This window comes from Bacillus sp. cl96 (assembly GCF_900100505.1).
Classification (GTDB): Bacteria; Bacillota; Bacilli; order Bacillales; family Bacillaceae_G; genus Bacillus_A; species Bacillus_A cereus.
Genome location: NZ_FNDM01000002.1, coordinates 49,903 through 67,997, shown reverse-complemented (window position 1 = coordinate 67,997; position 18,095 = coordinate 49,903). Strand labels below are relative to the sequence as shown.

Below are 18,095 nucleotides of genomic sequence, written 5' to 3'. Positions count from 1 at the left end.
GTTATTTCGCCCTCTCTACAAAGATTTCGTTTAACGTCGGCTCTAACATTTTGAATTGTCGTAAGCTAACACCTTGCTCTTGCAACTGTTGCAAAATCTTGAGAGCTTCCGCATCGTCTTGTACTTTCACATAAAGAAGGCCTTGTTGTTTTTCATACGATACATGTATAGCTTCTAATCCCTTTTCATTCTCTACTGTATCTTCAATCGTTAAATTACGGAAACCGTATTCTTTCTTAATATCACTTAGCTGTCCTTTTACGACTGCTTCACCTTTTTTCAAAATACATACATGTTGGCAAAAAGCCTCTACTTGTTCCATACGATGACTTGATAAAATAATCGTCTTTCCGCTCTGTACTTGTTCTTCAATAATACTAGCTAACATCCCAGCATTAACTGGATCAAGGCCGCTGAATGGTTCATCTAAAATGAGAAGTTCCGGATTATGAAGAAGAGCAGCAATTAATTGGATTTTTTGCTGATTCCCTTTTGAAAGCTCTCCAGCCGTTTTAAATTTATATTCTGGTATCGCTAAACGCTCTAACCAGTGATCAATAGCGTGATCCACTTCTTTCTTCGACATTCCTTCTAATCTACCAAAATATCGCAGCTGATCTATTACTCTACTTTTTGTATATAAACCTCTTTCTTCTGGTAAATACCCAATTGTTACACCACTATTTCCAAATGCTTTTCCATCCCATGTAATCGAACCTTCATTAGGCGTTAATAATCCGAGAAGCATTTTGATTGTTGTTGTTTTCCCTGCACCATTTCGTCCAAGTAACCCTAGTACTTCACCTTTTGGTAACGAAATTTGCAAACCGTTAACTGCTTTTGATTCCCCAAATTGTTTCGTTAAGTTTTGAATTTGTAAACTCAAGTATAAAGCCTCCCCTTTAGTATCATTCGTACTCTCTTTCAAAGACTATGTTTATTCAAGACAAAATATAGCACCACGCTTCATCCTCTTATATGTAAACATCGTCATGAATCCATCATTTGTTCTATTTAGTTAAAATTGTAAATAACAAAGTTCTTTTTGTCAATTATAATTGTCATTACGACAATAAAACTTGTCAAAACAGCTATTATTATTTTGCTCATCTTTCTAATATAGGACATACTACTATATATACAAAAGACAATATGCAAATGTTCATATAAAAATATTATATTTTAATATATAATATAAAATGATTTTCTAACATCAAGGAGGATACATATGAAGATGAAGAGGGGCATTACCACTTTATTATCTGTAGCGGTTCTATCTACATCACTTGTAGCATGTTCAGGAACACCAGAGAAAACAGTGGCGAAAGAAGAGAAAGTAAAATTAACAGAACAACAATTAATGGCTGATTTATGGTATCAAACAGCCGGTGAAACGAAAGCACTTTACTACCAAGGGTACAACATTGGTCAATTAAAGCTTGATGCAATTCTTGCAAAAGGGACAGAGAAAAAACCTGCTATCGTGCTTGATTTAGACGAAACTGTTTTAGATAACAGTCCTCATCAGGCAATGAGCGTAAAAACAGGCAAAGGCTATCCTTACAAATGGGATGATTGGATTAACAAAGCTGAGGCTGAAGCCCTTCCAGGCGCAATTGATTTCTTAAAATATACAGAGTCTAAAGGTGTAGATATTTACTACATCTCAAATCGTAAAACGAATCAACTAGATGCAACAATTAAAAATCTTGAGCGTGTAGGTGCTCCTCAAGCAACGAAAGAACATATATTACTACAAGATCCGAAAGAAAAAGGAAAAGAAAAACGCCGTGAACTCGTTTCTCAAACCCATGATATTGTCTTATTCTTCGGTGATAACTTATCTGATTTCACAGGTTTTGATGGAAAATCTGTAAAAGATCGTAACCAAACAGTAGCAGATTCAAAAGCACAATTTGGTGAGAAATTCATTATTTTCCCGAATCCAATGTATGGCGATTGGGAAGGCGCTTTATATGATTATGATTTCAAAAAATCAGATGCAGAAAAAGATAAAATCCGTCGCGACAACTTAAAATCATTTGATGTAAAATAAAAGAGGATGGCATTCGCCATCCTCTTTTATTTTACTTTCTCTGTTAAAGGCAAGATAAATACTTCCACACGTCTATTCTTTGCCTTTCCTTCTTGTGTATCGTTTGGAGCAATTGAACGGTATTCTCCGTATCCAATCGCACTAAATTTTTCTGGTTGTAATTCTTTATTTTGCAGTAATACTTGCATAAAATTAACTGCCCGCTGCGTACTTAATTCCCAATTCGACGCAAACTGCGCATTGGCAATAGGGACATTATCCGTATGACCCGATACTGTAATTTCACGAGGTGACGCTGAAACAAGTAAGCTAGACATCTCTTTTGCAATCCCTAAAGATTCTAATTTCACATCTGCTTTCCCCGAATCAAACAGTATATTTTCTAATATTGTCACCATTAATCCCTTTTCAGTTAATTTAGTTTGAAAAGAAGAAGATAATTGTTTTTCATTAATATATTGATCAATCTTTTTTTGTAATGCTTTCAATTCATCCATCTCTTTTTTTTCTTTAGCTCTAGCTTCTTCTTGTTTTTTTGCTTGTTCTGCCTCAAGGCTACTTGCTGATAATTCTTTTTCATCATTTGGCTTTTGATCACTTAAAAATTCTTTGTTACCTGTTCCCCCAGCTAATTCACTTCGAAAAGCAACTGCCATCTGTTTAAACTTCGCAGCATCTATACTACTCATTGCGAATAAAACGATAAACAATGCAAATAACAACGTTAACATATCAGAATATGGGATTAACCACGTTTCATCGATATGCTCATCATGTTTTTTCTTTTTGCCTCTTCTATTTTTCTTACTCCGCATTTTTTTCTGCTCCTTTTTCTAGCTTTTTACGCTCAGTTGCAGAAAGTGCACCTAAAATGCGGTTCTTCATAATAAACGGATATGTACCTTCTTGTAACATTAATAAACAATCAATGATTAAACGTTTTTTCTCAATTTCAGCTGAAGATTTTTGCTTTAACTTATTTGCAAATGGATGCCATAATACATAACCTGAAAAAATACCAAAAATCGTTGCAATAAACGCACCCGAAATAGCATGACCTAACTTTTCAATATCAGTTAAGTTACCAAGCGCAGCTACAAGACCGATAACAGCACCTAAAACTCCTAATGTCGGTGCATACGTACCCGCTTGTGAAAAAATAGCAGCTCCCTTTGCATGTCTTTCTTCAATTGCTTCTAATTCAGATTCCAAAATCTGCTCTAAATCTTCTGCGGATACGCCATCAATCACAAATTTCATACCGCGCAAAAGAAATTCATCTTGAATTTTGTCTAATTGTTGCTCTAAAGACAAAATACCGTATTTTCTACTTTCAGATGTCCAATGAACAAATAATTCTAGCAACTGTTCATAACTTAAATCCTTTTTATTTGAACCAAAAAGAACTTTAAATAGTTTTGGAACCCTTTTTAGTTGATTCATCGGAAATGCAATACATACTGCAGCAAATGTACCGATAAAAATAATTAATGCTGCGGCAGGATTTAATAAGGCTGTTACGTCAGCGCCCTTGACGACCATCCCTACTACCACTGCTACAAATCCTAAAATAAGTCCAATAATTGTTGCAAAATCCATTCCCATTCACTCCTAGTCTATACAAGAAGTTCTTTATTCTCGATAATCGCTACATCTTCTTATGTATATATATTACATAAAAAATGCAAATCATGAAAGATAAGAAATGAATTATATAAAAAAATACTACAAATTCACACATTTTCTGACATTTTCTTTGCATTTCTATTACGTTATGACTCTTATATTCCTTTTCCAACAAACTAGATTTATAATAAAAAAACAATACACATTTTATGAAGAAGGGACTGTGATTACAAGGCATCATGAAAAAGATAATAATTATTTCTGCCACTACTATTGTAATCGGGATCACATCTTTCGCTTACTTTGGTTCTAAAACACCACTACATAATGAAGCAAAAGCTGTCGAAAGTCAAAAGCATAATAACCATAAAAAAGAAGAGATTCCTGCTTTTCCAAAAGCTGATCATAATGCAAAGAAAATAGACAATGACTTTTCAGTTGTAACAAATCCAAAATCTAATCTTGTCTTAATTAATAAACATCGAAAACTACCAGATGGATACATTCCTGAAGACTTAACGAGACCAAATGTACCATTTATTAGTCCAAAAGATAAAGAAAAAACATTGCTGCGCAAAGATGCTGCCGAGGCACTTGAAAACATGTTCAAAGCTGCGAAAAAAGAAGGGCTTGATCTTACAGCTGTATCTGGTTATCGTTCATACAAACGCCAAAAATCGTTGCATGATACATACGTTAGACGTCAAGGAAAAGCCGAAGCTAATTCGGTAAGCGCAATTCCTGGTACAAGTGAACACCAAACGGGTTTAGCAATGGATATTAGTTCAAAATCAGCTAAATTTCAATTAGAGCCTATCTTCGGAGAGACAGCAGAAGGAAAATGGGTCGCGGAACATGCTCATGAATTCGGCTTTGTCATTCGTTACTTAGAAGATAAAACAGATACAACAGAATATGCCTATGAACCATGGCACTTACGCTACGTTGGTAATCCATACGCTACATACCTATATAAACATCACTTAACATTAGAAGAAGCGATGGAAGACAAAAAATAAGAGAGCAAATTGCTCTCTTATTTTTCTTTCACTCTATTATTGTAGTAATTTCTTCTTCCATTCTTCAGGCCATGGTTCGCCTCTTCCTGTTTTTTTCGAAGCTTGAACCATCATTCCGCGACCTACTAAACAAACCTCTCCTGCTGCATTCTTCACCATATAATGTAAATCTAAAGAAGAATTCCCGACCGATCCTGCCTTTACATACACCTTCAGCTGTTCATCAAAATATATTTGCTTAATAAAATTACATTGTAAATCCGCAACAACGATCATCGTTTCTGATGATGCATGTGTCCACTCTTGCATAAATCCAAGTTCTTTAAACAACGCAATACGAGCTTCTTCAAAATAAGTAAAAGCAACGACATTATTTACATGTCCAAACATATCTACTTCACCAAAACGAACCTTTACAGGGTTGTAAAACGAAAAACCACTTTCCCATTGCTCAAAGTCTTCAATATAAGAAATCCTCTTCATTGTTATCTCTCCTTTTCACCTTGAAATAAACAGAATAAACAGAAAAATAAAGTTATAAATATTGCCTCTTCGATATGAAGAGGCAATATTTATTAATAGTTATTATCGCTACCAAAGAAATCTTTGAACGATTGAATTGTTGTATCACGGTTTAATGCCGCAATTGAAGTTGTTAAAGGAATACCCTTCGGACATGATTGCACACAGTTTTGAGAGTTACCACAGTTTGCTAGTCCTCCATCTCCCATAATTGCACGTAAGCGATCTGCTTTATGCATTTCACCCGTTGGATGTGAGTTGAATAAGCGAGCTTGTGATAACGGTGCTGGTCCAATAAAGTCAGACTTACTGTTTACGTTTGGACATGATTCTAAGCAAACACCACATGTCATACATTTTGAAAGCTCATAAGCCCATTGACGCTTTTTCTCAGGCATTCTTGGTCCTGGACCTAGGTCATACGTACCATCAATTGGAATCCACGCTTTAACGCGTTTTAGAGCATTAAACATGCGACTACGATCAACTTGTAAGTCACGTACAACCGGGAATGTCTTCATCGGTTTTAAGCGAATTGGTTGCTCTAATTGATCGATAAGTGCCGTACATGATTGACGTGGTTTTCCGTTAATCACCATCGAACATGCACCACATACTTCCTCTAAGCAGTTCATATCCCAGGCAATCGGAGTTGTTTGGTTCCCTTTTGAATCAACAGGATTACGACGGATTTCCATAAGTGCTGAGATAATATTCATATTCGGACGATATGGAATTTCAAACTCTTGGTCAAACGCTTGCGCATCTGGCCCGTCTTGTCTCGTAATGATGAGGCGGATTGTTTTCTCAGACATGTTGTTTATCCCCCTTCTCTTCACCCTTAGCAGCTACATCGTGTTTTGAAGAATAATCACGTTTACGCGGTTTAATTAACGAAATATCAACGTCCTCGTAATGGAATGCTGGTGCATTTCCTTCTCCCTCAAATTTTGCCATCGTAGTTTTTAAGAAGTTTGCATCATCACGATTTGGGAATTCAGGTTTGTAATGCGCCCCACGGCTCTCATTACGGTTATATGCGCCAATTGTAATAACACGTGCTAACTCAAACATATTTGCAAGTTGGCGTGTAAATGAAGCACCTTGGTTACTCCATCTTGCTGTATCGTTAATGTTAATACGTTTGTAACGAGCCATTAATTCTTCAATTTTCGCATCTGTTTCTAATAATTTTTTATTTTCACGAACTACTGTAACGTTATCTGTCATCCATTCTCCAAGCTCTTTATGAAGAACATACGCATTTTCGTTACCATCCATCGTTAAAATATTGTTAAATTTCTCTGTTTCGATTAATTCATTTTGCTCATATACAGTAGATGAAACAGCATCAGATGATTTAGAAAGACCTTTCATATACTCAATTGCGTTTGGTCCTGCTACCATACCACCATAAATTGCTGATAATAGTGAGTTCGCACCAAGACGGTTACCACCGTGCATAGAATAATCACACTCACCTGCTGCAAATAAACCTGGAATGTTTGTCATCTGTTTATAATCAACCCATAGTCCGCCCATTGAATAGTGAACAGCTGGGAAGATTTTCATCGGTAGTTTACGAGGATCATCCCCTGTAAATTTCTCATAGATTTCAATAATTCCACCTAGTTTAATATCTAGTTCTTTTGGATCTTTATGAGAAAGATCTAAGTACACCATGTTTTCACCGTTAATACCTAGTTTTTGCTCTACGCAAACATCAAAGATTTCACGCGTTGCGATGTCACGAGGTACAAGGTTTCCGTAAGCCGGATATTTTTCTTCTAAGAAGTACCATGGTTTACCATCTTTATATGTCCAAACACGTCCACCTTCACCACGTGCAGATTCACTCATAAGACGTAATTTATCGTCTCCAGGAATTGCCGTTGGGTGAATTTGAATGAACTCACCGTTTGCATAATATGCGCCTTGTTGATATACAGCAGAAGCTGCTGTACCTGTATTGATAATGGAGTTTGTTGATTTTCCGAAAATGATACCAGGGCCCCCTGTTGCCATAATCACGGCATCTGCTCCGAAACTTCTAATCTCCATAGTTTGTAAGTCTTGTGCAACGATTCCTCGGCACACACCTTCATCATCAACAACAGCTCGTAAGAAATCCCAACCTTCATATTTCGTTACAAGTCCTGCTACTTCGTGACGACGTACTTGCTCATCTAATGCGTAAAGTAATTGCTGTCCAGTTGTTGCACCAGCAAATGCTGTACGGTGATGTTGCGTTCCACCAAATCGACGGAAATCAAGAAGTCCTTCTTCCGTACGGTTGAACATAACACCCATACGGTCCATTAAATGAATGATACCAGGTGCTGCTTCACACATTGCTTTAACTGGTGGTTGGTTCGCTAAGAAGTCTCCACCATAAATTGTATCGTCAAAGTGGATCCATGGAGAATCCCCTTCACCTTTCGTATTTACGGCACCGTTAATTCCGCCCTGAGCACATACAGAATGTGAACGTTTTACTGGTACTAAAGAAAACAGTTCAACATTTACTCCTGCTTCTGCCGCTTTAATCGTTGCCATTAAGCCAGCCAAGCCACCGCCGACTACTATAAGTTTCCCTTTCATGCTCTCCCACTCCTTACTGGTTTGCTAGCTGTGGATCGATGAACGCTAATAATGCACTCACACCTACATAAGATAAACCTAAGAAAATAGCTAATGTTACATAAGTAGAGATTCTTTGTGAACGTGGAGATACTGTAATTCCCCAGCTGATGCAGAATGTCCATAGTCCATTTGCAAAGTGGAAAATTGTTGAAACAACACCAACTAAGTAGAATGCAAACATAGCTGGATTGTTTAAAATATCTGCCATCATATCATAGTTTACCTCTTTACCTAACATTGCTTGAATACGAGTTTCCCAGACGTGCCAAGAAATGAAGATCAGCGTAACGATACCTGAAATTCTTTGGAAGACGAACATCCAGTTACGGAAATAACCGTAAGAAACCGCATTGTTCTTAGCTGTAAATGCAATATATAAGCCATATATAGCATGGTACAGTATCGGTAAAAAGATGATGAAAATTTCTAGCGCATACCGGAATGGAAGGAGCTCCATAAAGCCTGCAGCTTTGTTAAAAGCCTCTGCTCCTCGTGTTGCAAAGTTGTTTACAATTAAATGTTGCGTCAAAAAGACACCAACCGGGATGACCCCCATTAATGAGTGCCACTTACGAAACGTATATTCGCGGCCTTTCATGTCCCCATTACCCCCCTTGAATGTTTGACTGCTGTTTTCAGATTAGTTTATGACAATAATGTTTTTTCACTATTGGCATAAGAAAAACTGAAAAAATTATTCGAAATATTTCAGCATAATTTGATACCAAGTTCATTTTACTCCTATTTTTGTCGAAGCGTCAAGAAAACGTATACATAATTTGCATATAATTTGCCAATTCTTTTTTTCTTCTTATATATTCAGATTTTCCTAAAGAAAAATCTGTTTTTATAAATGTGAAATGTTATATAATAATCCCTATAGAAAGAGGGGAATATTGTGAGTAAAAATACAATCGATACAACATCTTTAGAAGATGTTTCATTGAACGCCTTCGCTTATGAATTGCTACGTGAAGAATTACTACCTGATTTAATCGGCAACGATTTAGATGGTATTTTATACTGGTCTGGTAGAAACCTTGCAAGAAAATATCCGCTAGAAACAATTGAAGAAGTCATTCAGTTCTTTGAAAAGGCCGGCTGGGGCACTTTAAGCATTGTTGAACATAAGCGTCGTGAAATGCAGTTCCAACTTAAAGGCACACTCATCGCAGAACGTCAAAAACAAAAACGACATTCTTCTTATCAACTAGAAGCCGGATTCATCGCTGAACAAATCCAAAAGCAACGGAACGTCGTTGCAGAGTCATACGAAGAAAAGAAAAAACGTTCTGACTCTATTACATTTCTTGTAAAATGGGATATAAAAGATCTCATTGAAGTGTAAGCATTACCTACAGTCAACTAGACATATCAGTTTAGTTGACTTTTTTGTATTTTCATTCAGATGAGTTTATTTTAAATCTTCAGAAATTATACCAAAAAACAGAAGACGTTGTAAACTACAACGTCTTCTTATCTGTTAAATACGTATAAATCGTCTCCGCGACATTTTTCGGCATACCCGCTTCGACAAATTCCTCTATAGAAGCTTCTTTCATCTTCTTTAATGAACCAAAATGTTTTAACAATACCTTTTTCCGTTTATCACCGATTCCTGGAATATCATCCAATGCTGATTGAATGACAGATTTCCCATGTAATTGACGATGGAATGTAATCGCAAATCGATGCACCTCATCTTGAATACGCTGTAATAAATAAAATTCTTGGCTATTTCTCTCAAGCATCACAGGTTCCGGTGGATCCCCAATAATTAAATGGGAGGTTTTATGTTTATCATCTTTTACAAGACCTGCCATCGGAATATATAATCCGAGCTCATTCTCTAAAATATCACTCGCAGCCGCTAGATGGCCTTTTCCTCCATCAATAATAATCAAATCAGGTAAAGGTGAATTTTCTTTAAGCGCCCTTGTATAACGGCGCCTCACAACTTCTCTCATAGACTCATAATCATCTGGCCCTTGAACCGTTTTAATTTTATATTTTCGATACTCTTTCTTCGCCGGTTTCCCATCGATAAAAGCAATCATTGCAGAAACGGGATTTGTTCCTTGAATATTTGAGTTATCAAACGCTTCAATACGATACGGCGTTTCAATCCCAAGCTGCTTCCCTAAATGATCTACCGCTTTAATCGTTCGTTCTTCATCACGTTCAATTAAGTAAAACTTCTCTTCAAGAGCAATCTTCGCATTTTTATTTGCCAATTCTACAAGGTCTTTTTTCTTACCACGTTTCGGCTGCGTCGCTTCCACTTCTAAAAAGCGCTCTACTAATTCCGAGTCTATACTTCCTGGAACGACAATTTCCTTCGGCTTAAAATGACTACTGTTTTCATAAAATTGGCCGATAAACGTTAAAAAACCCTCTTCTGGTTCATCGTAAATTGGAAACATAGAAACATCACGTTCAATTAGCTTTCCTTTTCGAACGAAGAAAACTTGAACACACATCCATCCTTTATCCACTGCATATCCAAACACATCACGATCTACTAAGTCACTCATAATCATCTTTTGTTTTTCCATAATCGCATCAATATGAGCAATTTGATCACGCAACTCTTTTGCACGTTCAAACTCTAGTTTCTCTGAGGCCTCATACATTTTTATTTCTAGTTCTGAACGAACTTCTTTATGTCCACCATTTAAAAACTTAATAATTTCATCTACAATTTCTTTATTTTGTTCTTCCGTCACTTCTTTCACACAAGGCGCTAAACATTGACCCATATGATAATACAAACAAACTTTATCTGGCATATTCGTGCATTTCCGAAGTGGATACATACGATCTAGCAGTTTTTTCGTTTCATGAGCAGATTGTGCATTTGGATAAGGACCAAAATATTTCCCTTTATCCTTTTTTACGTTTCGAGTAATGAGTAAGCGCGGTTGCTTCTCCGCCGTAATTTTAATAAAAGGATATGTTTTATCATCTTTTAATTGAATATTATATTTCGGATCATATTTTTTAATTAGATTTAACTCTAAAATAAGTGCTTCTAAATTCGAAGAGGTTACAATATATTCAAAATCAACAATTTCTCCTACAAGCCGCAGTGTTTTCCCATCATGTGAACCAGTAAAGTACGAGCGCACACGATTTTTAAGCACTTTTGCCTTTCCGACATATATAACCGTTCCTTGCTTATCTTTCATCAAATAACAACCAGGTTGATCTGGTAAAATAGCCAACTTCTCTTTCAAATGTTCGTGCACTCGTCTCCCTCCATTTCTACATACTTAGCATTTTTATTTTCCCTTGAAAACATACTATGCCCAAACACCCAACATACGTTCTTTTATTGTAACGGAAAGACTGTAAAAAAGAAAATAAAAAAAGCTACCAAATGGTAGCTTTTTTTATTTTAGAAGTGTTTAGAAACTAATTCTACTAACGCTTCTTTCGGTTTGTAACCTAACGCTTGATCAACTACTTTACCGTCTTTTAATACGAAAAGAGCTGGAATGCTCATTACTTCGAATTGACGAGCAGTTTCTTGGTTTTCATCAACGTCTACTTTTACTACTTTTACTTTTTCGCCTAGTTCTGCATCAATTTCCTCTAATACAGGAGCGATCATTTTACAAGGTCCACACCAAGGTGCCCAGAAATCTAATAATACAACACCTTCGCTAGTTTCTGCTGCGAAGCTTTGGTCATTTGCGTTTACAATTGCCATTTTATTTCCTCCTTCAAGTATATTCTACCAAGAGTATATCATTAACTTATATACGTGGCGAATAATATGTATCGTTATGTATTGTAACAAAAAAATGTTCCTTTATACTATATAAAAATACGGATTAAATACTAAAAAGATGAGAGACAGGGGATCTCTCACCTTTTTCTATATATAGAGGTACTTCACTTGGAACTCAAGGGTACTTAAATCATGAATGTACTTTTAACTTTTTAAACTCTTCTGTTAAAAGAGGTACAACTTCGAATAAGTCACCGACAATACCATAGTCAGCTACTTTAAAGATACTTGCTTCTGGATCTTTATTAATCGCAACGATTATTTTTGAGTTAGACATACCTGCTAAATGCTGAATCGCACCAGAAATACCACATGCAATGTATAAGTCTGGCGTAACAACTTTACCAGTTTGACCAATTTGTAATGAGTAATCACAGTATTCAGCGTCACAAGCACCACGAGATGCCCCAACAGCGCCACCTAGTACGTCCGCTAACTCTTTTAATGGCTTAAAGCCTTCTTCACTCTTCACACCACGTCCACCAGCGATAATAACTTTTGCTTCAGAAAGATCCACACCTTCTGCTGTTTTACGGACAACATCTTGAATGATTGTACGTAAATCTTTCACATCAACTGTGATAGAAGATACGTCACCGCTGCGAGACTCATCTTTTTCCAGAGTTGCAATGTTATTTGGACGCACTGTCGCAAATAAGATGCCGTCTGTTACAATCTTCTTCTCGAATGCTTTACCAGAGTAAATTGGACGAGTGAAGATAACATTTCCACCTTCAACCTCTAAAGCAGTTACGTCAGAAACTAAACCAGCTTCAAGCTTCGCTGCTAATTTTGGTGATAAATCTTTACCAAGTGCCGTATGTCCAAAAACGATACCTTCTGGATTTTCTTCAGCATGTACAGCTAAAAACGCTTGTGCATAACCATCAGATGTATATGATTTTAATTTATCATTTTCAACTGTCACAACGCGATCTGCACCGTAATGAATCAATTCATTTGCAAAAGAGGCAACACTGTCTCCAATTAGAAGACCTACTACTTCACCGCCTTCTGCAATTGTTTTTGCTGCTGCTACCGCTTCAAAAGAAACGTTACGTAGCGATCCATCACGAACTTCACCCATTACTAATACTTTACGAGCCATAGATTTTCCCTCCTGCATATATAATTTCGTATTTTATTAGATTACTTTCGCTTCTGTATGGAGCAACGATACAAGTTCTTTTACTTGATCTTGCAGCTCGCCTTGTAACACTTTTCCTGCATCTTTCTTAGGAGGCAAATAGATTTCAATTGTTTTTGTCTTTGCTTCCACATCATCTTCTTCTAAATCTAAATCATCTAATTCTAATTCTTCTAGCGGCTTTTTCTTCGCTTTCATAATACCTGGAAGCGATGGATAACGCGGTTCATTTAAACCTTGCTGTGCTGTTACTAAAACTGGTAATGAAGTTGCAATCACTTCTGTATCACCTTCAACATCACGCTCAATCTTCACATTTGTACCGTCAATTTCAAGTTTTGTAATTGTCGTTACATACGGAATATTTAACGCTTCAGCTACGCGTGGTCCTACTTGTCCAGATGCACCATCAATTGCAACGTTTCCGCCTAAAATTAAATCTGCATCTTTATCTTTTAAATATTCAGCAAGCACTTTTGCTGTCGTGAACTGGTCACCATTTTCTACATCATCTTCAATATTAATTAATACCGCTTTATCACAGCCCATTGCTAATGCAGTACGAAGTTCTTTCTCACTATCTTCGCCACCGACTGTTACAACTGTAACTTCTCCACCTTGTGCGTCTCTTACTTGAATTGCTTCTTCAATTGCATATTCATCGTAAGGGTTGATGATGAATTCCGCTTCGCCATCGTAAATTGCACCGTTTTTAATTACGATTTTTTCTTCTGTATCAAATGTTCGTTTCATGAGTACGTAGATGTTCATTCCATTTACCCCCTTGTTTTTCAGAAAGATTCTATCAATTTTAATTTTCTGTTAATTTATATTAAAAAAATAATTGAACTACCTGCCACTAAATGAAGGTTTGCGCTTTTCTAAAAATGCGGCTACACCTTCTCTTCCATCTTCACTCGTAAATACTTCACCAAAAATTTGTGATTCACGTTGTACACCTTCATAGTAATGAGACGATTTTGTCGTTTGCAATAACTCTAGTACAGCACGAGTTGTTGCTGGACTTTTTCCAGCAATTTGTTTTGCAACTTTAAGCGTATCATCTAAAAGAGATTCTTCAGAGAACAATCCGTTAACAAGTCCCCACTTTAATGCTTCTGCACCAGTAATTGGTGTACTTGTTAACATCATTTCACAAGCTTTCGCTTTCCCAACATAACGTGGTAAGCGCTGTGTACCTGCAAAGCCAGGAATTAATCCAAGTGTTAATTCAGGTAAACCAAGTTTTGCACTTTCAGTTGCAAAGCGCATGTGGCAAGACATAGCAAACTCAAGGCCGCCGCCCAGTGCCGCTCCATGAATTGCCGCAATAACTGGTTTTGAACATTTTTCAACACGCTCAAACGTAACTTGTCCAAGCTGTGCTAATTCTGTTGCTTGCTTCGCTTCAGTAACAGATGTAAATTCTTTAATATCTGCTCCTGCTGAGAAGAAACGTCCTTCACCGTGAATAACAACAACACGAATGTTATCATCCTTTTCCACTTGATCAATTAATTCAGTAACGTCATGCATAACTTGTGAAGACATCGCATTCGCTGGTGCGTGATTTAACGTCGCCACCGCGATATGATCTTCAACTCTTACAGATAGGAATTTCAACATGATCCCTCCCATTATTGACGATAACCACAAGCTGCAATAAGTAGCCCGTGTACCGTTTTTGAAAGTGCGACCAGATCATACTTATGATCGCTCATTACCCAATTGGTCACAACTTCATCTACTGTTCCAAAGATCATTTGTCTTGCCACGCGAACATTTAAATCTGCTTGAAATTCACCTTGTTTTATACCAGTCTCTAAAATCTCATCCATAACTTGTAAGTAGCCTTTTAATACTTCATTTATTTTAAGGCGCAAGTCTTGATTGGACTGCCTTAGCTCTAATTGCGTAACGATAGCAAGAGGATCATTTTGCGACAACAGCAAGAAGTGCGTTTCTACCAACATGAATAACTTCGATACAGCGCTTTCAATTCCTGCTGTTTTTTGACGAATTGTTTCGACAAATTCTCCCATCTTCTCTTGGAATAAGGATATTAATATATCTTCTTTATTTTTAAAATATAAATAAATCGTGCCATCAGCTACCCCAGCTTGCTTTGCGATTTTAGAAACTTGCGCTTGGTGGTACCCATTCTCCGCAATCACAATGACTGCCGCATCAATAATTTGATTGTATTTCGGTCTATTTTTCTTCACTTTACTGTCCCCTTCAAGAAGATGACTGAATGAATAGTCATTCATATTCTTATAATACTGACTATTTAGAAAAGTGTCAATCCTATTTTTTCAAAAAGAAAGGGCCTTAGCCCGTTTGCTCATCCTCATTCTTTCTCTTCTCTTCATCTATTAGAACACGGCGTAAAATTTTCCCTACTGTCGTTTTTGGCAATTCATCTCTAAACTCATATACTTTCGGCACTTTATAAGCCGCTAAATATTTACGTGCAAACTGATTTAATTCTTCCTCAGAGCACTCCGTACCTTCTTTTAACACAACAAATGCTTTAACTGTCTCTCCTCGGTACGGATCTGGAACTCCAATTGTCACTACTTCTTGCACTTTTTCATGCTCATATAATACTTCTTCAACTTCACGAGGATACACATTAAATCCACTCGCGACAATCATATCTTTCTTGCGATCTTTTACATAGAAGAATCCATCTTCATCCATGTAGCCAACATCCCCTGTATGGAGCCAGCCATCTTGCAATACAGCCGCTGTTTCCTCTGGCTTATTCCAGTATCCTTTCATAATTTGAGGACCTTTCACTACAATTTCCCCTATTTCTCCTGGCGGTAATGCCTCACCAGTTTCAAGTGACATAATGATTGCTTCTGTATCTGGCCACGGAACTCCGATGCTACCTGGCACTCGCTTTTCCCATAAAAAATTACTATGTGTAACCGGAGAGGATTCTGTTAAACCATATCCCTCTACTAGTTTACCACCTGTAACTTTTTCGAACTTTTCCTGTACTTCTACTGGCAGTGGTGCTGATCCACTAATACAAGCACGAATAGAAGAAATATCGTATTCTTTTAAAAGCGGACTATTTAAAAGAGCGATATAAATAGTTGGTGCCCCTGGAAACAATGTCACTTTATGCTTCTTAATCGCTTCAAAAACCATTTTCATATCAAACTTTGGAATAAGGACCATTTTGTATCCTTGCATAATACTTAAATTCATAACAGCTGTCATACCATAAACATGGAAAAATGGAAGAACCCCAAGAACGACTTCTTCTCCTTCTTTGCAATTATATAACCATTGAACTCCCATTAACGTGTTAGAGACGAGGTTTTTATGCGTTAACATAACTCCTTTCGGAAATCCGGTTGTTCCTCCTGTGTACTGTAAAAGGGCTAGATCATTTTCAGGATCACAAGGCACCTCAACATTCGTATTCACTTCTTTTTCTACTGAATTCCAAAGATGAATCGTTTCACTCTCTGATACTTTCACAACTAAATTCGACTGTTTTTTCTGCACAAATGGATACAATAGATTTTTAGGGAATGGCAAAAAGTCTGCAATACGAGTTACGATAATATGCTCAATTTTTGTAGCAGATTGAACATTCGTTACTCTTGGAAACACTAAATCGAGACAAAGAATTACTTTTGCTCCCGAGTCATGAAGCTGATATTCTAATTCTCTTTCTGTATACAGTGGATTTGTTTGTACTACGATACCTCCCGCAAGTAATGTGCCGTAATAACCAATTACAGCTTGCGGACAATTTGGCAACATAATAGCAACTCGATCACCCTTTTCCACACCGAGCTTTTGAAGATAATTTGCAAACCTCTTCACCTTATCATGGAAGTCCGAAAACGTAATATCCTTCCCTAAAAAGTGAAGCGCTTTCTTTTCTGGGTAGCGAGAAGCCATCTGTTCTACATATCTATGAAGCGGCTGAATATCATAAGAAACCGTACTCGGAATTTCCTCTGGATAACTTTTCAACCATGGTTTTTCCACCTTCATTCCCCCTTCAAATACATAAAAAATAAATGAATGTTCATTCATGATGGTTATTTTCATTATATTATAGTCACCATAGCGTTACAATCATAATATTCTGACTTTTATATAACTATGCTTTACTTCATTAACTTCTTATTATATGTAGAAACTCTCTTACTCTTAAAAGGGTAAGAGAGTTTGTCATTAACTTAATCTTATAATTGTTAATACCGCTCCTGGGGTAGTTGTTGATAATGTCGCAACAGCTAACAAACCAAATAATTGCAAACTAATTGCACTCCCCGCCGCAAGAGTCGTAATAATTGTCGCACTAAATGATGTCGTTGCTAATGCAGGAGAATTAATAGTCCCAGCAAGCGGTGCCCCATTAATTGTAATTCGTGAACTAACTAATAATGCAGCCGTTATATTAATTGAATATGAAATATAATAATTCCCTGCATTTGCAGCCGTAAATACTGTGTTCCCCCCAGACACTGTAATACCTGGACCGATATTCTGATTGTTTGGAAGTGGGACATTTGTTCCACCTAGTAGTACCGATATTGCTGTACCCGACGTATTATTTGCAAATGCGTATGTTGCCGTTATACTTGTGCCTGTTGCTCCTGTTGGACCTGTATCGCCTGTTGCTCCTGTTGGGCCTGTCGCTCCCGTTGGACCCGTCGCTCCCGTTGGACCCGTTGCTCCCGTTACTCCTGTCGCCCCCGTTGGACCCGTTGCCCCTGTTATTCCTGTTGGGCCTGTTGCTCCTGTTGGGCCTGTGTCGCCTGTTACCCCTGTCGCCCCCGTTGAACCCGTTGCTCCCGTTGCTCCTGTTGCTCCTGTTGCTCCTGTTATTCCTGTCGCTCCTGTTGGTCCCGTTGCCCCTGTTATTCCTGTCGCTCCTGTTGGACCCGTTGCCCCTGTTATTCCTGTCGCTCCCGTTGGACCTGTGTCGCCTGTTACTCCTGTCGCCCCCGTTGGGCCTGTTGCTCCTGTTGCCCCCGTCGGACCGGTTGGGCCAACCTTAGGAACTGTCCCATCGCAACTAAAACAGCATGAATCAACATGTACACCATTTTGATTATTACACCCACAATATCCATTTACGTTATTGCTCCATGAAGACATGTTGATCACTTCCTTTACATTCGATCTTTTTAGCGCAATCACCGACTTAAAAAACACCTATCTAAATAACAAAGAAATACTTTGCCTAGTTGGGGATAAAACACAGATTTCCTCCATACATTCTAGTAATTATTACATGCGATTCACTCTCCT

Annotated in this window: 18 protein-coding genes; 3 read left to right on the top strand and 15 right to left on the bottom strand. The window is 37.5% G+C overall.

All coding sequences use genetic code 11. The features are described from left to right. Position 1: 1 nt before the first annotated feature. On the bottom strand, positions 2 to 886 hold the full coding sequence (locus BLT20_RS04685; protein WP_000058117.1) for an ABC transporter ATP-binding protein: 885 nt from the start codon (positions 884 to 886) through the stop codon (positions 2 to 4). Between the two features lie 342 nt (positions 887 to 1,228). Here BLT20_RS04685 and BLT20_RS04680 point away from each other — a divergent pair, with 342 nt between their 5' ends. Next, positions 1,229 to 2,056 carry a 5'-nucleotidase, lipoprotein e(P4) family gene (locus BLT20_RS04680; RefSeq protein WP_000782767.1) on the top strand — a complete coding sequence of 276 codons (828 nt, stop codon included), beginning with the start codon at positions 1,229 to 1,231 and terminating at the stop codon, positions 2,054 to 2,056. A gap of 26 nt (positions 2,057 to 2,082) precedes the next feature. On the opposite strand, the gene motB is transcribed toward BLT20_RS04680, so the two are convergent. Together motB and motA are read right to left on the bottom strand one after the other, a co-directional pair. Beyond that, the gene (motB, locus tag BLT20_RS04675; protein WP_001256734.1) at positions 2,083 to 2,871 is read right to left on the bottom strand and encodes a flagellar motor protein MotB; all 789 of its coding nucleotides are present in this window, start codon (positions 2,869 to 2,871) and stop codon (positions 2,083 to 2,085) included. Beyond that, the gene (gene motA / locus BLT20_RS04670) at positions 2,861 to 3,655 is read right to left on the bottom strand and encodes a flagellar motor stator protein MotA (protein WP_000344859.1); all 795 of its coding nucleotides are present in this window, start codon (positions 3,653 to 3,655) and stop codon (positions 2,861 to 2,863) included. Before motA ends, motB begins: the two co-directional genes overlap by 11 nt. Before the next feature lie 266 nt (positions 3,656 to 3,921). Between motA and BLT20_RS04660 the strand changes: the two genes are divergently transcribed. After that, positions 3,922 to 4,701 carry a M15 family metallopeptidase gene (locus BLT20_RS04660; protein WP_000720201.1) on the top strand — a complete coding sequence of 260 codons (780 nt, stop codon included), beginning with the start codon at positions 3,922 to 3,924 and terminating at the stop codon, positions 4,699 to 4,701. Positions 4,702 to 4,737: 36 nt separating this feature from the next. Here the strand turns inward: BLT20_RS04660 and BLT20_RS04655 are convergent, their stop codons facing one another. The 4 genes from BLT20_RS04655 to sdhC all read right to left on the bottom strand — a co-directional run bounded on the left by BLT20_RS04655 (position 4,738) and on the right by sdhC (position 8,464). Beyond that, positions 4,738 to 5,184, bottom strand: a complete 447-nt coding sequence (locus tag BLT20_RS04655) for an acyl-CoA thioesterase (protein WP_000822734.1) — start codon at positions 5,182 to 5,184, stop codon at positions 4,738 to 4,740. Between the two features lie 92 nt (positions 5,185 to 5,276). Beyond that, entirely contained in the window at positions 5,277 to 6,038 is a 762-nt protein-coding gene (gene sdhB, locus BLT20_RS04650) for a succinate dehydrogenase iron-sulfur subunit (RefSeq protein WP_001291827.1), read from the bottom strand. Continuing rightward, positions 6,031 to 7,824 (bottom strand): succinate dehydrogenase flavoprotein subunit, encoded by a 1,794-nt coding sequence (gene sdhA, locus BLT20_RS04645; protein WP_000676750.1) that lies wholly within the window; start codon positions 7,822 to 7,824, stop codon positions 6,031 to 6,033. The genes sdhB and sdhA overlap by 8 nt, the downstream gene beginning before the upstream one ends. A gap of 13 nt (positions 7,825 to 7,837) precedes the next feature. Further along, positions 7,838 to 8,464, bottom strand: a complete 627-nt coding sequence (sdhC, locus tag BLT20_RS04640) for a succinate dehydrogenase cytochrome B558 (protein WP_000678354.1) — start codon at positions 8,462 to 8,464, stop codon at positions 7,838 to 7,840. Positions 8,465 to 8,764: 300 nt separating this feature from the next. On the opposite strand from sdhC, the gene BLT20_RS04635 reads away from it, so the two are divergent. Then, positions 8,765 to 9,214 carry a YslB family protein gene (locus tag BLT20_RS04635; protein WP_000042226.1) on the top strand — a complete coding sequence of 150 codons (450 nt, stop codon included), beginning with the start codon at positions 8,765 to 8,767 and terminating at the stop codon, positions 9,212 to 9,214. Positions 9,215 to 9,329: 115 nt separating this feature from the next. On the opposite strand, the gene uvrC is transcribed toward BLT20_RS04635, so the two are convergent. From uvrC to BLT20_RS04595, 8 genes are all read right to left on the bottom strand, one after another. Beyond that, complete coding sequence (uvrC, locus tag BLT20_RS04630) at positions 9,330 to 11,114, bottom strand: excinuclease ABC subunit C (RefSeq protein WP_000544296.1); 1,785 nt, start codon at positions 11,112 to 11,114, stop codon at positions 9,330 to 9,332. Positions 11,115 to 11,263: 149 nt separating this feature from the next. Then, the gene (trxA, locus tag BLT20_RS04625; RefSeq protein ID WP_001018943.1) at positions 11,264 to 11,578 is read right to left on the bottom strand and encodes a thioredoxin; all 315 of its coding nucleotides are present in this window, start codon (positions 11,576 to 11,578) and stop codon (positions 11,264 to 11,266) included. A gap of 211 nt (positions 11,579 to 11,789) precedes the next feature. After that, positions 11,790 to 12,767 carry an electron transfer flavoprotein subunit alpha gene (gene etfA, locus BLT20_RS04620; RefSeq protein ID WP_000101945.1) on the bottom strand — a complete coding sequence of 326 codons (978 nt, stop codon included), beginning with the start codon at positions 12,765 to 12,767 and terminating at the stop codon, positions 11,790 to 11,792. 36 nt (positions 12,768 to 12,803) lie between these two features. Beyond that, the gene (etfB, locus tag BLT20_RS04615) at positions 12,804 to 13,577 is read right to left on the bottom strand and encodes an electron transfer flavoprotein subunit beta (protein ID WP_001029028.1); all 774 of its coding nucleotides are present in this window, start codon (positions 13,575 to 13,577) and stop codon (positions 12,804 to 12,806) included. 78 nt (positions 13,578 to 13,655) lie between these two features. Beyond that, on the bottom strand, positions 13,656 to 14,432 hold the full coding sequence (locus tag BLT20_RS04610) for an enoyl-CoA hydratase (RefSeq protein ID WP_000911292.1): 777 nt from the start codon (positions 14,430 to 14,432) through the stop codon (positions 13,656 to 13,658). An 11-nt stretch (positions 14,433 to 14,443) separates the two neighbouring features. Further along, a complete protein-coding gene (locus BLT20_RS04605; protein ID WP_002001012.1) occupies positions 14,444 to 15,076 on the bottom strand; it encodes a TetR/AcrR family transcriptional regulator in 633 nt (210 codons plus the stop codon). A gap of 61 nt (positions 15,077 to 15,137) precedes the next feature. Next, positions 15,138 to 16,823, bottom strand: a complete 1,686-nt coding sequence (locus BLT20_RS04600) for a long-chain-fatty-acid--CoA ligase (protein ID WP_000414746.1) — start codon at positions 16,821 to 16,823, stop codon at positions 15,138 to 15,140. A 189-nt stretch (positions 16,824 to 17,012) separates the two neighbouring features. Continuing rightward, positions 17,013 to 17,942 (bottom strand): BclA C-terminal domain-containing protein, encoded by a 930-nt coding sequence (locus tag BLT20_RS04595; RefSeq protein ID WP_002026382.1) that lies wholly within the window; start codon positions 17,940 to 17,942, stop codon positions 17,013 to 17,015. Between the last annotated feature and the right edge of the window lie 153 nt (positions 17,943 to 18,095).